The 15,407-nt window shown below is 71.0% G+C and carries 11 protein-coding genes; 8 read left to right on the top strand and 3 right to left on the bottom strand.

From position 1 onward, the window contains the following. The first annotated feature begins 27 nt into the window (after positions 1-27). Genes tatA through FHW73_RS03310 form a run of 4 tightly spaced genes read left to right on the top strand, consistent with a single transcriptional unit; the run spans position 28 to position 2,178 of the window. Entirely contained in the window at positions 28-255 is a 228-nt protein-coding gene (tatA, locus tag FHW73_RS03325) for a Sec-independent protein translocase subunit TatA (protein ID WP_183425263.1), read from the top strand. A 24-nt stretch (positions 256-279) separates the two neighbouring features. Further along, positions 280-744: a Sec-independent protein translocase protein TatB gene (gene tatB / locus FHW73_RS03320; protein WP_183425262.1), complete on the top strand. Its 465-nt coding sequence runs from the start codon at positions 280-282 to the stop codon at positions 742-744. After that, entirely contained in the window at positions 728-1,486 is a 759-nt protein-coding gene (gene tatC, locus FHW73_RS03315; RefSeq protein WP_183425261.1) for a twin-arginine translocase subunit TatC, read from the top strand. Before tatB ends, tatC begins: the two co-directional genes overlap by 17 nt. Then, positions 1,483-2,178 carry an RDD family protein gene (locus FHW73_RS03310; protein ID WP_183425260.1) on the top strand — a complete coding sequence of 232 codons (696 nt, stop codon included), beginning with the start codon at positions 1,483-1,485 and terminating at the stop codon, positions 2,176-2,178. Before tatC ends, FHW73_RS03310 begins: the two co-directional genes overlap by 4 nt. Positions 2,179-2,190: 12 nt before the next feature. Here FHW73_RS03310 and FHW73_RS03305 read toward each other — a convergent pair whose 3' ends face one another. The 3 genes from FHW73_RS03305 to FHW73_RS03295 form a co-directional block, all read right to left on the bottom strand. Beyond that, positions 2,191-3,099: a hypothetical protein gene (locus FHW73_RS03305; protein WP_183425259.1), complete on the bottom strand. Its 909-nt coding sequence runs from the start codon at positions 3,097-3,099 to the stop codon at positions 2,191-2,193. Between the two features lie 148 nt (positions 3,100-3,247). After that, a complete protein-coding gene (locus FHW73_RS03300; protein ID WP_183425258.1) occupies positions 3,248-3,988 on the bottom strand; it encodes a glutamine amidotransferase in 741 nt (246 codons plus the stop codon). A gap of 285 nt (positions 3,989-4,273) precedes the next feature. Then, entirely contained in the window at positions 4,274-6,076 is a 1,803-nt protein-coding gene (locus FHW73_RS03295) for a GspE/PulE family protein (protein WP_183425375.1), read from the bottom strand. A gap of 106 nt (positions 6,077-6,182) precedes the next feature. Between FHW73_RS03295 and glyQ the strand changes: the two genes are divergently transcribed. The 4 genes from glyQ (at position 6,183) to FHW73_RS03275 (ending at position 15,165) form a co-directional block, all read left to right on the top strand. Beyond that, positions 6,183-7,103, top strand: coding sequence for a glycine--tRNA ligase subunit alpha (gene glyQ, locus FHW73_RS03290; RefSeq protein WP_183425257.1), 921 nt, complete (start codon positions 6,183-6,185; stop codon positions 7,101-7,103). Positions 7,104-7,218: 115 nt separating this feature from the next. Continuing rightward, positions 7,219-9,336, top strand: coding sequence for a glycine--tRNA ligase subunit beta (gene glyS / locus FHW73_RS03285; protein ID WP_183425256.1), 2,118 nt, complete (start codon positions 7,219-7,221; stop codon positions 9,334-9,336). A gap of 64 nt (positions 9,337-9,400) precedes the next feature. Next, positions 9,401-11,215 carry an autotransporter assembly complex family protein gene (locus FHW73_RS03280; protein ID WP_183425255.1) on the top strand — a complete coding sequence of 605 codons (1,815 nt, stop codon included), beginning with the start codon at positions 9,401-9,403 and terminating at the stop codon, positions 11,213-11,215. A gap of 2 nt (positions 11,216-11,217) precedes the next feature. Continuing rightward, positions 11,218-15,165: a translocation/assembly module TamB domain-containing protein gene (locus FHW73_RS03275; RefSeq protein WP_183425254.1), complete on the top strand. Its 3,948-nt coding sequence runs from the start codon at positions 11,218-11,220 to the stop codon at positions 15,163-15,165. Positions 15,166-15,407: the final 242 nt, after the last annotated feature.

Below are 15,407 nucleotides of genomic sequence, written 5' to 3'. Positions count from 1 at the left end.
GTCCACTCGAATCAGACTGGTCCCGCCATGGGCAGTTTCAGCATCTGGCATTGGCTCATCGTCCTGCTCGTCGTGCTGCTGGTGTTCGGCACCAAGCGGCTGCGCGGCGCCGGGCGCGACCTCGGCGAGGCGGTCAAGGGCTTCAAGAAGGGCATGCACGACGACGACGTGCCGCCCGAGCGTCTCGACGACCGGTCGCGCGAGTCGGAGTCGGCCGCCGAGCGCGCACGACGCGAAGACCACACCCCGCGCTGATCGCGCGGGTCGACGCTCTCCACGATGTTCGGGATCGGGTCCGGCGAACTGCTGATCATCGCGGTGGTCGCGTTGATCGTGCTCGGCCCGGAGCGATTGCCCAAGGCCGCGCGTTTTGCCGGGCTGTGGGTGCGCCGCGCGCGCACCCAGTGGCATTCGGTCAAGGCCGAGCTGGAACGCGAACTCGAGGCCGAGGAACTCAAGCGCAGCGTCCAGGACGCGCAACGGTCGATCGCGGATGTCGGCACCCAGTTGCGCGATGCCCAGAGCAAGGTGCGCGACGAGTTCGACGCCGTGCGCCGTGGCGCCGCGGAACTGGCCGACGAGGCCCGCCGTGTGCCGGGCACCGCGGCCGAGACCGAGGCGCAGATCGCGCCATCGCCCGCCGACGCGCCCGAGATGCCGGCCCTGCCACCGGGCGCGATCGCGGCCGACCCGACCACGCCCCCACGCGTTCCCCAGGAGGCCGGCGATGGCGCGGCACGCTGACGACGACGCCGGCGAGGGTAGCCTGGTCGATCATCTGATCGAACTGCGCATGCGGCTGATGCGCGGCCTGGCCGGTACCGGTCTGGTGCTGCTGGCCTTGCTGCCGTTCGCCAATCGCCTGTACGGCCTGCTGGCCCAGCCGCTGCTCGACAAGCTGCCCGAAGGCGCGCATCTGATCGCGGTCGAGGTCGCTTCGCCGTTCTTCGCGCCGCTCAAGCTCGCCTTCTTTACCGCGCTGGTGGTGACCATGCCCTGGCTGCTGTACCAGGCCTGGGCGTTCGTCGCGCCGGGCCTGTACAAGCGCGAGAAGCGCCTGGCGCTGCCGCTGCTGGCCTCGGCGGTCGGGCTGTTCTACATCGGCTGCGCGTTCGCCTTCTTCTTCGTGCTGCCGTCGGTGTTCCGGTTCCTGACCCTGGTCACCCCCGATGGCGTGGCGATGATGACCGACATCAACGCCTACCTGAACTTCGTGCTGGTGATCTTCCTGGCGTTCGGCCTGAGCTTCGAGCTGCCAGTGGCGCTGGTGATCCTGGTGCTGCTGGGCTGGGTGACCACCGACCAGTTGCGCGAGGCGCGCGGCTACGCAGTGGTCGGCGTGTTCGTGCTGGCGGCGGTGATCACGCCCCCCGACGTGGTGTCCCAGCTGATGCTGGCCGTGCCGATGTGTCTGCTCTACGAGGCCGGCATCATCGCGGCGCGGTTGCTGGCGCCCAAGCCCGGCCCACTGCAAGACCGCGCATGAGCGCGGGCGCGCCGACGTCGCTGCCGCGCCGCTATGCGGCCTGGTCGCTGGACGCGGCCGCGATCGCGGTGGTCGTCGTCGCGTTGCTGCATCGCCGCCTGTGCGCGGGCCTGGCCGCCTGCGGCGAGGCGCTCGACGCCTTGAGCCTGACGATGGCCGGCACGATGGCCGATGCCGCCGAACGCGGCATCGTGCCGGCAGCGCTGGCACGGACCTGGCTCGCCGATCCCGCGCTGCACGCCGCGGTCGGCCAGCTGTCGGTCGCGGTCAGCGCCTGGCTGCTGCCGCCGATGCTGGCATTCGCGCTGCTCGCACTCATCTGGTTCGCGGGGTTCGAGGGCTCGCGCTGGCAGGCGACCCCGGGCAAGCGCCTGCTGGGCCTGCGGGTGGTCGACGACGACGGCCTGCCGCCCAGTCCGGTGCGCGCGGCGCTGCGTCAGGCCGCGGGCCTGCTGTCGTGGGCCAGCCTCAACATCGGCCACGCACTGGCCGGGCTCGCCCCGCGCCACCAGGCGCTGCACGACCGCATCGCCGGGACTCGCGTGGTGCGCGTCGATGCACGGCCGATGCCCCTGCCCGTGCGGCTGTGGCTGGCGCTGCAGTTGCCGGCCTGCTTCCTGCTGCTGGCCTGGCTGATGCACGCGGTCGACCGCAGCGTGACCGCCGCGTTGGACACGACGCTGGGGCTGTAGCCCCGCGCCTGGCTACAGCTCGATCGTCGAGCCCGGAGCCGGCCCGGCCGGCATCGCGGCCTCGCCGCAGATGTCGCGCCACATGAAGTACATCGCGCCGAACATCACCACGTACAGCACCAGCAGCAGCACCAGGTACATGGGCAGCACCAGGAACGCGCCCAACGCCGGATGCAGCAGCCCGGCGACGATCGTCACCAGCGACGCCACCACGCCGAACACCAGGACCAGTGCAAAGCCGCCGGCCATCGCCAGCGCGGCGATCACCAGCACCGGCAGCACGTTCTTGAGGGTGGCCAGCACGCCGTCGCCGAACGCGGCGAACACGGGGCGCCCGCCGAGTGCGACCTGGCCCAGGCCAATCGCATAGACCGTCGCATAGAGCATGCCGAACAGCAGGCCCAGCGCCATCAACGGGCCGATGCCCGCCGGCGGCATCGGCAGCTCGGGTGGCGCAGACGGCGGGGTCTGGCTGGCGCCCATCTCCTGGGTGATCGTCATGATCTCCAGGTACCACTCCGGCACGCCCTCGCCGAACAGGCTGACCAGCGCATAGAACGTGGCGATGTACAGCGCGCCCATCAGCAGGCCGAAGCCGACCAGACGTCCGGCGCCGATCGAGAACACCGAGAACAGGTCGCCCGGTCGTGCCGGCCGGCCCTGCTCGACGGCATCGATGACCCGCAACACGCCGCCGATCAACAGCGGGTAGACCAGGATCGAGAGCAGCGAGATCGCGCCGATCACCATCAGTTGCGATTGCGCGTCGAGCCCGAACGCGAGCTGCAGCACCAATTGCAGCACGCTGGGCAGCAGCGCCAGCAGCGACACGATGGCCACCGCGCCGTACACCGCCCGGGGATTGCCGCGGCCGACGTTGACCGCCTGCACCAGCCACTGCCAGCCGTGGCCCGCTCCCACGCTCCGAATCGTCATCCCGCTGCTTCCCGTGTCCGCACGTGGCGTCATGCCACGAGGCCGGTCATCGTACTGCAGTGCCGATGCACGCGGCGCGCAGGCCACGCGCACGGCCGCGTGCGCGCGATCGGCGCGGCGGCAGACCAGGCCGTTACCCGGCCTTCGGCCTGGACGTCCGGCCGCAAGCGGCCGCGAAGCGGCGCAGCACCGTGCGCGCATGCGGCGCGGCCCGCACTGCGGCCAGCATCGCCGCCGGATCGGCGGCCTCCTCGCGCAGCGGCTGCGCCCGGGCGCGGATGTAGCCGCGCATGTGCGTGGCGCTGAACTCGGGATGGAACTGCAGCCCCCAGACACGCTCGCCCCAGCGGAAGGCGTGGTGCGGCTCGAGCGCCGAGCGGGCAAGCGGCACCGCGCCGGTGGGCAGCGCCAGCGCGCTCTGCAGATGCGTGGCCTGCGCGGCGAACCGGGTCGGGAGGCCACGAAACAGCGGATCGTCGCTGGCGGCCGCCAGCGTCTCGATTTCCACCGTGCCCATCTCGCGCCCGCGGGGATTGGCGCCGACCTCGCCGCCGAGCGCATGGGCGATCAACTGGTGGCCATAGCAGATGCCCAGCAGCGGCCTGCCGGCGTGCGCGGCATCGCGCAGCCAGGCCGCACTGCGCTCGCTCCAGTCGGCGCGGTCGGTGACCATCGCGCCCGAGCCGGTGACGATCGCCGCCTGCACCGCATCGATCGGCGGCAACGCCGCGCCGCCCTCGACATCGACGACCGCGACCTGGTCGCGCGCCAGCCCGGCGGCCACCCGGATCCAGTGCGCGAAGCCGCCGTAGCGGCGCATCGACGGCACGGGCCGTCCGGTTTGCAGGATCAGGAGGGGACGTTCGGAAGCCATCGTGGGCGTGGGCATGGGTGAGACCACAAGCGTAGCGACCCGACGCTGAAAAGCGCCCCCATCCCCAGCTTCCACCCGTGAAGGGCGCCATGCCCCGGTCTTGAACGGGGAAGGTGCGGTGCGTCGCGCGCGGCAGGACATGGCGCAAGCGCACCCATCGCACGGAAGGCGATATGGCGTGGAAGCGGTCATACAGCGCAGCCACTTTGCGCCGAGATCTCACCTCCCCCGCTTGCGGGGGAGGTCGGCGCGCGCAGCGCGACGGGTGGGGGCAAGCCGCAGCGCCTATTCGCGCGGCGGCAGCACCGTCATCACTTCCTCGACCGTCGTCAGCCCCTGCGCGACCTTCTCCGCGCCGGCCATGCGCAGTGTGCGCAGGCCAGCGCCAACCGCAGCATGGGCGAACCCGGCCAGGGACATCTGCGGCTGGATCAGTGCCCGCAGCGCCGGCGTCACCGGCATCAGCTCATAGAGGCCGATGCGTCCCAGATAGCCGGTGTTGCGGCACTCCAGGCAGCCAACCGGACCGCAGGCCTGCGCCGGCGGTGGCGGGCCCTCGGGACCGACCAGCGCGCGCCAGCCTTCCGGGTCGACCGCGCGCGCGGTCCGGCAATGCGGGCACAGCGTGCGCACCAGGCGCTGGGCGAGCACCCCGTTGAGGGTGGACGCGATCAGATAGTGCGGCAGTCCCAGGTCGAGCAGTCGCGTCACCGCCGACGGCGCGTCGTTGGTGTGCAGCGTGGAGAGCACCAGGTGGCCGGTCAGCGCGGCCTGCACCGCCATCTGCGCGGTGTCGAGATCGCGGATCTCGCCGATCATGATGATGTCCGGGTCCTGGCGCAGCAGCGTGCGCACGCCCTGGGCGAAGGTCAGGTCGATCGCGGCGTGCACCTGCATCTGGTTGAGCTCGACGGCGACCATCTCGATCGGGTCCTCGACCGTGCACACATTGACGTCGGGCGTGGCCAGCGCACGCAGCGTCGAGTACAGCGTCGTGGTCTTGCCCGAGCCGGTGGGCCCGGTGACCAGCACGATGCCGTGCGGGCGCTGCACCAGCTCGTTCCAGGCCGTCGCCTCGCCATCGTCGAAGCCCAGCTGCGCGATCGTCTTGAACGCCGTGTCGGGATCGAAGATGCGCATCACGCACTTCTCGCCGAAGGCGGTCGGCATCGTCGACAGGCGCATCTCCACCTCGCGCCCGCCCGGCGAGCGGGTCTTGATGCGGCCGTCCTGCGGCCGTCGGCGCTCGGCCAAGTCCATGCGCCCGAGCACCTTGATGCGGCTGACCGCCGCGGTCATCACCGGCGGCGGCATCTCGAACACCTTGTGCAGCACGCCGTCGATGCGGAAGCGCACGCGACCGACGTCGCGGCGCGGCTCCAGATGGATGTCCGAGGCGCGCTGCTCGTAGGCGTACTGCAGCAGCCAGTCGACGATGTGCACGATGTGCTGGTCGTCGGCATTGACGTCGCCCGAGCGGCCGAGTTCGACCAGTTGTTCGAACGACGGCGCAGTGCCGCCACCGTCGCGCAGGTCGCGCGCGCCGCGCACCGAGCGGGTGACGCCGAAGAACTCCATCGTGTAGCGATGCAGGTCGAGCGGATTGGCGACGACCAGGTCGATGTCCCGGCGCAGCAGGCGCTGCAGATCGGGCAGCCAGTCGAGCGCCAGCGGTTCGCTGGTGGCGATGCGCGCGTGCTGGGGCGTGACCTCGACCGGCAGGATGCGGTGCCGGCGGGCATAGGCGTGGGAGACCAGATCAGTCACGTCGGCCACGACGATCTTGGTCGGATCGATGCGCAGGTAGGCGTGCCCGGTACGCTGCGCCAGCCATTCGGTCAACGCTTCCAGGCCCAGCTCGCGCCCGGGGCGCAGCGCCGAAGGCAGCTTGAGATTGGCCAGCAGCACCAGCGGATGCACCGCCTCCAGGCCACGGGTCGCACGCCCGCCCACGCGCGCGCGCTCGGCGTCGGCCGGGGCCAGCAGGCCGTCGGCGACCAGCGCGGCGACGACCGGCTCGAACGTCAACCGCCCGATCGGCAGCCGCGCGACGGGCGCACTGGCCTCGTGGCCTGCGGACGGCGGGATCCGGGGTTCGTTCAAGCCTGCTCCCTCCGTGGCCGCGGCCGCCTGGCGCGGCGGGCGGCATGGCGTGGACCGCTATACTAGCGCGCCGCCGCCACGCCCCACTCCGATGACCGGACCGACGTTCCAGGAGCTGATCCTCACGCTCAACGCCTATTGGGCCCGCCAGGGCTGCGTGCTGATCCAGCCACTGGACCTGGAGGTCGGCGCGGGCACCTTCCATCCGGCGACGTTCCTGCAGGCGCTCGGCCCCGAGCCATGGAACGCGGCATACGTGCAGCCCTGCCGCCGCCCCACCGACGGCCGCTACGGCGACAACCCCAACCGCCTGCAGCGCTATTACCAGTACCAGGTCGCGCTCAAGCCCAATCCTGACAACATCGTCGAGCTGTACTTCGGCTCGCTGCGCGAGCTGGGCATCGACCCGCAGGTGCACGACCTGCGGCTGGTCGAGGACAACTGGGAATCGCCGACCCTCGGCGCCTGGGGTCTGGGCTGGGAAGTCTGGCTCAACGGCATGGAGGTGACCCAGTTCACCTACTTCCAGCAGGCCGGCGGGCTGGAATGCCGTCCGGTGCTGGGCGAGATCACCTACGGCCTCGAGCGGCTGTGCATGTATCTGCAGAACGTCGACAACGTGTTCGACATCGTCTGGACCCACGGGCCCGACGGCACGCCGGTCACCTACCGCGACGTCTACCACCAGAACGAAGTCGAGCAGAGCACCTACAACTTCGAGCACGCCGACGTCGCCGAGCTGTTCCATCGCTTCGACCACTGCGAGGCCGAGGCGCTCAAGCTCGTCGAGCTCGGGCTGCCGCTGCCAGCCTACGAGCAGGTCTGCAAGGCCAGCCACAGTTTCAATCTGCTCGACGCGCGCCGCGCGATCAGCGTCACCGAACGCCAGCGCTACATCCTGCGCGTGCGCACGCTGGCCCAGGCGGTCGCCAAGGCCTATTACGCGCAACGCGAGAAGCTCGGTTTCCCGCGGCTCAAGCGCGACGCCGCGCTCGCCGACGCCGTGGTCTGAACCTGCCTCCGATCTGCTGCGCACCAAGACGTTCCATGATCCGCCGTCCGGCGGTCGACACGGCCCTCCCCCGCACCGCGGGCACGGCGGGCGAAGAGAGAAAGGGTCCTTCCGCATGACCGACACCAAGCCCCTGCTGATCGAACTGGGCACCGAAGAACTGCCGGTCAAGGCCTTGCCCGGCCTGGCCCAGGCGTTCTTCGACGGCGTGATCGCGGCGCTCGACAAGCGCGGCATCAACGTGGTCCGCGGCGATGCGAAGCCGCTGTACACGCCGCGGCGCCTGGCGGTGCTGCTGCCCGGCGTCGCCGCCGAGCAGCCCGAACAGCGCGGCGAGGTGCTGGGGCCGTATCTCAACATCGCACTCGATGCCGACGGCCAGCCGACGAAGGCGCTGCAAGGCTTCGCCGCCAAGGCCGGGGTCGACTGGACCCAACTGGAGAAGACCACCGACGCCAAGGGCGAGCGCTTCGTGCACCGCACCGCGACCGCTGGTGCGACCACCGCCGCGCTGCTGCCCGAGGTGCTGCGCGAGGCGATCGCGGCAATGCCGATCCCCAAGCCGATGCGCTGGGGCGCCCACGCCCACGCGTTCGCACGGCCGGTGCACTGGCTGGTGGCGCTGCACGGCGATGCGGTCGTGGAGGCCGACCTGTTCGGTGCACGCGCCGGCCGCGACAGCCGCGGTCACCGCTTCATGCACGATGCGCCGGTGTCCATCGCCGCGCCCGGCGACTACGTCGAGGCGCTGCGTGCAGCCTCGGTGCTGGTCGATCCCGATGCCCGGCGCCAGGCGATCGCCGACGCGGTCAACGCCGCGGCGCGCGCGGTCGACGGCCAGGCGCGCATCGAGGCCGACAATCTCGAGCAGGTGAACTGCCTGGTCGAATGGCCGAGTGCGGTGGCCTGCACGTTCGAGGCCGAATTCCTGGCGGTGCCCCAGGAAGCGCTGATCGCGACGATGGAAGCGAACCAGAAGTTCTTCCCGGTGCTGCGCGACGGCCGGCTGACCGAGCATTTCATCGGCATCGCCAACATCGTCTCCAAGGACCCGGCCGAGGTCGCCAAGGGCTACGAGCGCGTGATCCGTCCGCGCTTCGCCGATGCCAAGTTCTTCTTCGACGAAGACCTCAAGCAGGGCCTGTCGGCGATGAACGAAGGACTGCGGAACGTGACCTACCAGGCCAAGCTCGGCAGCATCGCCGACAAGGTGGCGCGGGTGGCTGCGCTCGCGCAGACCATCGCGCCGCAGGTCGGCGTCGACGCCGCGCTCGCCCAGCGCGCAGCGCAACTGTCGAAGGCCGATCTGCAATCGCGGATGGTCGGCGAATTCCCCGAGCTGCAGGGCATCGCCGGCCGCTACTACGCCCGGCACGACCCGGCGTTGGCCGGCTTGTCCGACGACGACCGCGCCGCACTGGCCAATGCGATCGACGAAGCCTGGCAGCCGCGCTTTGCCGGCGACGACATCGCGCTCTCGACGCTGGGCAAGGTGCTGGCGATCGCCGAGCGCCTGGACACGCTGGCCGGCGGCTTTGCCGCAGGCCTCAAGCCGACCGGCAACAAGGACCCGTTCGCGCTGCGCCGCACCGCGCTGGGGCTGGCGCGCACGCTGATCGAGAGCGGCTTCGATCTCGATCTGCATGGACTGCTCGCCGCTGCGATCGAGCGCGTCGGGGCGCTGCCGACCGGCAAGGACGGCAGCACCGCGTTTGCCGATGCGGGCGAGCTGTACGACTTCGTGCTCGATCGCCTGAAGGGCTACTACGCCGATCGCGGCGTGCCGGCCACGCATCTGGCCGCGGTCGCCGCGCTGCGTCCGGCCTCGCTGTACGACCTCGACCGCCGCATCGATGCGATCGGCACCTTCGCGCAGCTGCCCGAAGCCGCCGCACTGGCCGCGGCCGACAAGCGCATCCGCAACATCCTGCGCAAGGCCGACGACGCGATTCCCGGCGTCGTGGACGCGGCGCTGCTGCGCGAGCCGGCCGAAGCGGCGCTGGCCGAAGCGGTCGCGGCCGCGCACGGCGAGACCGGGCCGGCCCTGGCCCGGGGCGACTACGTCGCCGCGCTGACACGACTGGCACGGCTGCGTCCGCAGGTCGATGCGTTCTTCGACGCGGTGATGGTGAACGTCGAGGACCCGGCGCTGCGCAGCAATCGCCTGGCGCTGCTGCAGGGGCTGGCCGACCGCCTGGGCAGCGTCGCGGCGATCGGCCACCTGTCAGCGTGAGCCACTGCGAACAACATCGCGCGGCGTTAATCGACTCTTGACGCGCACCGGGTATCCTCGCCCGATGTCTCGCCTCCCGTTGTGCCTCGCCGCCGTCGTTCTCGTGTTCTCGTCGGCCGCGGCGCAGGCCGCGCGTGTCGATCGTGTCGATATCTCGGGCCTCGATGAGGAAATGACCGAGAACGTGCGCGTCTCGTTGGCGCTGTACGATGCGATCGGCAAGGACGTGTCCGGGCGGCGCATGGCCTATCTGATCCGCGAGGCCGAATCGCAGACGCGCAAGGCGCTTGAACCGTTCGGCTATTACTCGCCGACGATCGACGTGCAGCGCGAGCGCAAGGACGACGTCTTTGCGGTGCGCATCGTCGTCGATCCCGGCCAGCCGGTGCGCGTGCGCAACCGCGATATCGCAATCATCGGCCCCGGCGGCCAGGATCGCTACCTGGCACGCGACGTGGCGAGCTTCGTGCCCGGCGAAGGCGGTGTGTTCAACCACGCCGACTACGACGGCAGCCGCAACCGGCTCAGCCGTCGCCTCAGCGAGCGCGGCTACTTCGACGCGGAGTTCGCATCGCGCCGGGTCGAGATCACCCGCGCCGACCACGCCGCCGACATCGACCTGGTGTGGACCAGCGGCGAGCGCTACAACATGGGCCCGACGACCTTCAAGCAGTCGCCCGAGCCGGTGGTCAACGACGCACTGCTCGAGCGCCTGGTCTACTGGGACGAAGGCAGCTACTACCACCAGGGCCGCCTCGACCGCCTGCGCACCTCGCTCTCGCGGCTCGACTATTTCTCCACGATCGACATCGAGCCCAAGGTCGAGGACGCCAACGCCGAGCGCGAAGTGCCGATCGAGGTGTCGCTGACGCCGGCCAAGCGCAGCATCTACACCTCGGGCGTGAGCTACGGCACCGACAGCGGGGCGGGCATCCGGCTCGGCGTCGAGCGCCGCTACGTCAACATGCGCGGTCACAAGGCGCTGGCGCAGCTCGACTATGCGCAGCGTCGCAAGACGTTGACGCTGCAGTACCGCATCCCCGCCTTCGCCTGGCTCGACGGCTGGTACACCGCCAGCCTGCAGGCCGCCGACGAGCAAACCGATTACATCGACTCGCGCCGCGTCGAACTGGTCGGCAGCCGCAGCGGCCAGTACAACGACCGTCTGAACCTGGTCGCCTCGCTGCACGTGCTGCGCGAGCGCTGGGCCTACGCGCCCGAGGAAGACCCCAACGCCCCGGTCGATCCGGACGACGAGTTCGCCGGCGCGCTGTACCGCTACGCCACGTTCGCCTATCCCTCGTTGCGCGCCGAGTACATCGACGTCGACGACCGGCTGTTTCCCACTGCAGGCATCGGCGGCTCGGTGATGCTGCGCGGCGGCATCGAGGGCGCAGCTTCCGATGCGACGTTCACCCAGTTGCATGCGCGTGCAAGCTGGTTCCGCGGCATCGGCGAATCGAGCCGGTTGATCGTGCGTGGCGAGCTCGGCCACACCTTCACCAATGCGCTGGTCGCGATGCCGCCGAGCCTGCGCTTCTACGCCGGCGGCGACCGCAGCATCCGCGGTTACGACTGGCGCGAGGTCGGCCCGCGAATTCCCGCACGCGACGGCCGCAAGGCCTACGCGCTGGGCGCCAAGAACGTGGTCACCGCCAGCGTCGAGTTCGAGCGCTACTTCACCGAGACGATCGGCGCAGCGGTGTTCGTCGACAGCGGCGATGCGTTCGACGGCACCTCGCCGAACTGGCGCACCGGCGTGGGCATCGGCGCACGCTACAAGTCGCCGGTCGGCCCGCTCAAGCTCGACATCGGCCGCGGCCTCGACAATCCCGATTCGGCATTCACGATCGGCCTGAGCATCGGCGCGGAGTTCTAGAGATGGCTTTCCGGCGCGACCGTTTGCCCGACGACTTGACTCCCGAAGCGCGCGAGGCGCGCATCGCCGAACTGCGCCAGCGCCGACACGCACGCAGACGCAAGCTGGCGATCCGCAGTGCGATCGGTATCGCCGTGCTGACGGTGCTGGTGGTCGGCCTGGTGTGGTGGCTGCTGACCACCTTCGGCGGGCGCGACTTCCTGCTGCACCAGATCGCATCACGCCTGCCGGCCGGCACCGAACTGACCTGGCGGGCGGCCGAGGGCCCCGCGTCGGGCCCGCTGACGATGTACGACGTGCGCTACGTGCAGCGCAGCTGCCCGGACGTCGAAGAAAAGCCCGTGCCCTACGGACAATGCGAGGAGCCGCGCGTGCTGACCTTCGCGGCCGAGCGCGTGACCATCGACCCGGCGCTGATGCCGCTGGTCGGCCGGCGCCTGCGCCTGGACGTGCTCGATATCGACCAGGCGGTGCTGGAGCTGCCGGCGCCGGTCGATACGCCGTTCGAGTTGCCGCGCTGGCCCGATTCGCTGCCGCGCATCGACCTGCCGCTGTCGCTGCAGGCCGACACCATCCGCGTCGACGGCTTCCGGGTCACGCGCCTGGGCGAGCCGATGATCGACGTGCGCACGCTGCGCGGCGGACTCGATGCGCAGCAGGGCGAGTTGCGGTTGACCGGGATCGTCGTCGACAGCGATCGCGGCCGGTTCACCGCCGACGGCGTCTACGCACCCGACGACGACTACCGCATGGATCTCACCGCCAGTGCGCTGATGCCGGCACCGCCCGGGCGCACGCGCCCGCGCATCGGCCTGGTCGCACGCGGCGATCTGGCGCATCTGGACATCGCGGCGATCGGTCATGCACCCGCGCCGCTGCGCGCGCTGATCACGTTGCGCGGCCGTGACGATCCGGGCTGGGCGCTGCGCGCCGACACCACACGGCTCGATCCCTCGCTGCTGGTCGGCAACGGTGAGCCGGGCACACCGCTGGCCTTCGACCTGCGCGCCGACGGCACCGGCGGCGCGGCGACGCTGCAGGGCAAGGTCACGATCGGCGAGCCCGACGCCGCACCGCTGGCGGTCGTGCTGCAGCCCTCCAAGCTGCGGCTGGAGGACCAGCGCCTGGATGTCGAACGGCTGGTCGTCGACACCTTCGACGGGCGGGTGACGCTGCGCGGTCACGCCGATGTCGCCGAGCCCGGCGACGTGCGGTTCCGCTTCGCGGTCAACGCCCGCGGCGTGCAGTTCGGAGCCGACCCCGCCAGCGCCGACCCGGCGCCGCCGATCGTCGCCGATGCCGACCTCGGCATCGCCGGCAGCACCGCGGCATGGGCGGCGATCGGCAAGGCGGGCATCGAACGCGACGGCCTGCGTGCACGGGTCGATCTCGACGGCCGCGGCGACGCACAGCGGATGCGCCTGCACACCGCGCACGTCGAGATGCCGACCGGCACGCTCGATGCGACCGGCGATGTGGCCTGGGCGCCGGCCTTGCAATGGGACATCGCCGCGACCCTGGCCGGTTTCGATCCGGGCTACTTCGCCCGCGATTGGAAGGGCGCGGTCGACGGCCGGTTCGCCACGACCGGCAGCACCCGCGACGACGGCGGCCTGGATGTGGCCGTCGAGGCCGACCAGCTCGGCGGCACGCTGCGCGCACGGCGGCTCGACGGCCGCGCGACGTTTGCGATGCAGGGGCCGGCCCGCAACGCCGGCGAGGCCGGACGCAACGATTTCGAAGGCGAGGTCGCGCTGACGCTCGGCGGCAGCCGCGTGGACGCGCGCGCCAAGATCACCGACACGCTGGACATCGACGCCAAGCTGGCGCCGTTGCAGTTGGCCGATTTCCTGCCGCAGGGCGGCGGCACCCTGCAGGGCACGCTGCGGGTCACCGGTGCGCGCACTGCGCCCGACCTCGCGGCAGACCTGACCGGCAGCGCGCTGCGTTTCGGCGACTACGCCGCGGCCAGCGCCCGGATCGACGGCCGCCTGCCGTGGCGCAGCGATGCCGGCACGCTCGAGGTGTCGGCCAGCGGCGTGCAGGCCGGCGTCGCGCTGGACACGGTGCAGGTGTCGGCACGCGGCGCGATCACCGCGCTGCGACTGCAGGCCGATGCGCGCGGCGAGATCGGCACACTGGCGCTGTCGGGCGAGGCCTCCCAGCGCAACGGTGGCTGGCAGGGCACGCTGGCCACGCTGCGCCTGGCACCGACGACGGGCGCGAGCTGGGCGTTGCAGGGCCCGGCGAAGTTCGCCCAGACCGGTGCGCGCATCACGTTGTCGGACAGTTGCTTTGCCTCCAGCGGCGGCGGCTCGCTGTGTGCCAGCGCGGACTGGCCGCGCCAGGGCGTCAGCGTGCGCGGCGAGCGTCTGCCACTCGCACTCGCCACGCCCTACCTGCCCGAGCAGGACGGCGGACAGGCCTTCGTGCTGCGCGGCGAGATCGCACTCGAAGGCCGCGCCCGCCCGGTCGGCAACGGCTTTGCCGGCAGCGCCAGCGTGCGCTCGGCCAGCGGCGGCGTACGCACCTCCGAGCGCGCGCGCAACGACGTGATCACCTACGACGATCTCGTGCTCGATGCGGAGTTCGACGCCAACCGGCTCAGCGCGCGCCTGTCGACGACACTCAACGAGGCCGGCCGCGTGCAGGCGCAGGTCACCAATGGCTGGGATGCGTACTCGCCGCTGTCCGGCTCGCTGGTCGCCAACGTCGAGGACCTGACCTTCGTCGAGCTGTTCTCGTCCGACATCGTCGAGCCCAAGGGCCGCTTGACGGCCGACATCCAACTGGGCGGCACGCGCGCACAGCCGACGATCGGCGGCCAGGCGCGGTTGCGCGACTTCACCACCGAGATCCCATCGCTGGCGATCGCGCTCGAAGACGGCAACGTCGGACTCGATGCCCTGCCCGACGGCAGCGCCCGCATCAGCGGCAACGTGCGCTCGGGCAAGGGCACGCTCGACATCGACGGCCGGCTGGACTGGCGTGGCGAGGCGACGCCGCTGGAGCTCAACCTGCGCGGGACCGATGTGCTGGCCGCCGACACCAGCGACATGCACATCATCGCCTCGCCCGATATCACCGTGCGCTATGCGGCGCAGCAACCGCTCAACGTCACCGGCAAGGTCTTCGTCGATGTCGCGCTGCTCGATCTCGAACGCCTGAGCGAAGGCGTGTCGGCCTCCCCCGACGTGGTCGTGCTCGATCCGATCGATCCCGACGACAGTGGCACCGCCTCGTCGCTGGCGCTGGATCTGACGGTGGGCGTGGGCGAGAACGTCGGCCTGCGCGGCTTCGGCTTCGATGGCCGCATGCGCGGCGAGCTGCGCGTGCGCGCCGTGCCCGGCCGCGAGATGACCGGCAATGGTCGCCTCTCGGTCGATGGCCGCTACAAGGCCTACGGGCAGGAACTGAAGGTCACCCGCGGCAATCTGGTCTTCAACAACAGTCCGGTCGCCGACCCGGTGCTTGATGTCCGCGCCGAGCGCCGGATCGATGCCGAGGACATCACCGCCGGCATCGACGTCAGTGGCCGCGCCTCCGCGCCGCAGGTCAACGTCTGGACCAACCCGTCCAGCGACGATTCCCAGGCGCTGTCGTACCTCGTGCTGGGCCGCTCGGCCTCCAGCCTGACCAGCGCCGAGGGCCAACAGCTCGACGCCGCGGCCACCGCGCTCAATGCCGGCGGCGACCTGATCGCCGGCCAGCTCGGCAGCAAGATCGGACTCGACAACGCCGGCATCAGCCAGTCGCGTGCACTCGGCGGCAGCGTGCTGGGCGTGGGCAAGCAGCTCTCGCCACGGCTGTATGTCGGCTTCGGCGTGTCGCTGCTGGGGACCGGTCAGGTGCTGACGCTCAAGTACCTGCTCAGCCGCGGCTTCGACGTCGAAATCGAATCGAGCACGCTGGAGAACCGAGGCTCGGTGAACTGGCGGCACGAGCGGTAAGCGCGACGGTCCTCCCCCACCCGGCGCGCTGCGCGCGCCGACCTCCCCCGCGCGCGGGGGAGGTGTTCTCGCGCGATGAGAGCTTTTAGCTCCTTCCCCCGTAGAGCGGGGGAAGGTTGGGATGGGGGCCGCTTTGCCGCGACGAACCCCTGCCCCACCCGGCGCGTTGCGCGCCGACCTCCGCTGCGCGCGAGGAGATGCGTCCGGGCGAGGCGGAACAGGCAGGCGCGGTGCCGACCTCC

Source organism: Luteimonas sp. RC10 (genome assembly GCF_014192745.1).
In the GTDB taxonomy this organism is placed as follows: domain Bacteria; phylum Pseudomonadota; class Gammaproteobacteria; order Xanthomonadales; family Xanthomonadaceae; genus Luteimonas.
This window is presented reverse-complemented; position numbering and strand designations above follow the sequence as displayed.